The sequence below is a fragment of the Sulfurovum sp. genome (assembly GCF_036568385.1).
Lineage (GTDB): Bacteria > Campylobacterota > Campylobacteria > Campylobacterales > Sulfurovaceae > Sulfurovum.
This window is the reverse complement of record NZ_DATCSP010000017.1, coordinates 1-2,526: the sequence shown is the minus strand read 5'-3', so window position 1 is coordinate 2,526 and position 2,526 is coordinate 1. Positions and strand designations below refer to the sequence as shown.

Genomic DNA, 2,526 nt, shown 5'->3' with positions numbered 1-2,526 from the left:
AATACAAAGGAAGGTAAGGTCCAACTGCAGTCACAGCTCTACCATGCGGATGGAGAGTTCGCCATCGTCTATATGCAGAGTTATGGACAATTTGTGGTGATGGATGCCGAGACCTTTAACTCTATGTATGTCCAGATGTTCATGCTTGAGAAATATGACCAGAATCTCTTTGAACTGGTGGTTTCCTCACCCTACAGTAAAATTTACAGACTCAAGAAATAGATGATCTATATTGTACTGTTTGTTGTCTCTATCGTATTGACCTATATGATCAAAGCCTATGCGTTGAAAAGATCGGTGATGGATATACCCAACGAAAGAAGCTCCCACACCGTGCCTACGCCAAGAGGGGGTGGTGCAGCCATTATCATGGTTTTTTATATGGGGCTGTTCTATTTTCGAGAGAATATCGATGCTGAACTGTTCTATGCCTTGCTCTGTGGGCTTCCTGTCGCGTTGATCGGACTGCTGGATGATATATTTACCCTTTCTTCGAAGATACGCTTTTTGGTCCAGAGCGTTTCAGCCGGTATGGCACTCTATTTTTTAGGCGGTGTCACCTCCATCGAATTTATACTGTTTGAACTTCAGGGCTGGTGGGTGAACATGATCGCTTTTTTTGCCATCGTCTGGCTGACCAACCTGTATAATTTTTTGGATGGCATAGACGGATATGCGGGGAGTGAAGCGGTGACAGTCGGACTGGGACTGTTTCTTTTATTTCAGAATCCACTAGGGCTGGTGATCGTTGCGGCAGCTTTAGGGTTTCTGCTCTTCAACTGGCATCAGGCCTCTATCTTTATGGGAGACATAGGCAGTACCACCCTGGGATTTGTCTTTGCCGTATTTGTCTTTTCTGATACGGGAAATGGGAGCATCTATGTCTGGCTTGTGCTGCTTTCGCTGTTCTGGTTTGATGCGACGCTTACCCTGGTAAGAAGATACTTGAATGGGGAGCGTATCAGCCAGGCGCATAAAAAGCATGGCTATCAAAGGTTGGTACAGAGCGGTTGGGCGCATGATAAAGTAGTATGGACCGCACTCCTATACAATCTTCTGTTCCTGGGGTTGCTTTATTATGTAGAAAGTGGATGGATCGTGTTTGTGCTGAGCATCCTCTCGCTTGTGGGAATAGCAAGGTTCATTGATTCTAGAAAGGCTTTTGTATGATCGTGGCTACCCCATTCAAGCGAGTAGTGTTTTTTTTACTGTCGGATATCCTTTTATCACTGGGAACACTGTATCTGGCCTATAACCTTCGGTTCAGCTTTGAGATAGAGAGCCGGTACTTACATAGTTTTTGGCTCGTATTTGTAATACTTTTGATCCTGAAGATCTCGGCCATTGCCTACTTCAAACTGTATCATGTCTCCTGGCGGTTTGTCTCTCTGCATGAAGTAAAAAAACTTTTTTATGCACATGTTGCTGCCTATGGGACCTTTGTCCTGATCTTCTATCTTTTCCCGGAATCTTTTTCCCCTTTGCCTCGGTCCGTCCTGATCATAGACCTTTTCCTATCGATGCTTGCGATCGGCACACTCCGCATTGCAAAGAGGTTGTTCTTGGAAGGCGGAAGGAATGTCAACCTGAAGAAAACGCTGCTGATCGGTGTTTCCCCTTTCGCGCAAACCCTGCTGAAGCAGCAGGAAGATTTTTATATCTCTGCGGTAGTGGATGACTCTGAAATGGTCATTCAGAGCTATTTTTCCAATATCAAGGTGCATGGATTTGATGCGATCGAGATGCTGATAGAGCGAGAGGGCATCGAGGCGGTCATCATAGCGAAGCCGTTCGAACAGGATGTATTGCAATCGCTGTATGCAAGAGTGAATGCATTGAATATCTATGATATCAAAGTGGTGACACTGGAACAAAAAGAAAAAAAACTGAAGCAGGTCACGGTTGAAGATCTTCTCGCGCGGCACCCCAAGGACCTTGACCTGGAAACGATCTCCTCTTTTGTGAAAGGCAAGTCCATTCTCATTACCGGAGCAGGGGGAAGCATTGGATCCGAGATCTCCAGACAGTGTCAGAAGTTCGGTGCGGGAGCTTTGACACTGGTAGACCACAGTGAGTTCAACCTCTATCAGATAGGGGAACAGATCACAAATGCTGACCTGAAGCTGCTGAGTATCACCGACAAAGAGAGCCTGGAGGCTGTGTTTGATGAAGCCAAACCGCAGATCGTGATACACGCGGCAGCCTACAAGCATGTCCCTATCTGTGAAGATAACCCCGAAATGGCCGTGTTCAACAATGTGCTGGGGAGCAAAAACGTCATAGATGTCAGTATAGACAAGGGTGTGGAAAAAGTTGTCGTGATCTCTACCGATAAGGCGGTACGCCCGACCAACGTAATGGGTGCTACCAAGCGGGTGACGGAACTCTATGCGAACAATGTAGAGGCCAAAAGCACGGAGATCGTGGCGGTGCGCTTCGGGAACGTATTGGGCTCCAGCGGTTCGGTCATCCCCAAGTTCAAACAGCAGATAGAGGCAGGCGGGCCTGTGACGGTCACCCATCCTG

General features: G+C 47.0%; 2 protein-coding genes and 1 pseudogene. All 3 read left to right on the top strand.

What is annotated here, in order from left to right:
- Window positions 1-222 (top strand): annotated as a pseudogene (locus VIM88_RS02035) (peptide-binding protein); the annotation flags it as partial.
- The gene (locus VIM88_RS02030; RefSeq protein ID WP_331861217.1) at window positions 223-1,170 is read left to right on the top strand and encodes a glycosyltransferase family 4 protein; all 948 of its coding nucleotides are present in this window, start codon (window positions 223-225) and stop codon (window positions 1,168-1,170) included.
- A partial coding sequence (locus tag VIM88_RS02025) for a polysaccharide biosynthesis protein (protein WP_331861216.1) occupies window positions 1,167-2,526 on the top strand: 1,360 nt, incomplete at its 3' end. The genes VIM88_RS02030 and VIM88_RS02025, both read left to right, overlap by 4 nt.

Coding starts and splice junctions, on each gene's coding strand:
- VIM88_RS02030 (WP_331861217.1), top strand. CDS start 223: ATGATCTATATTGTACTGTTTGTTGTCTCTATCGTATTGACCTATATG.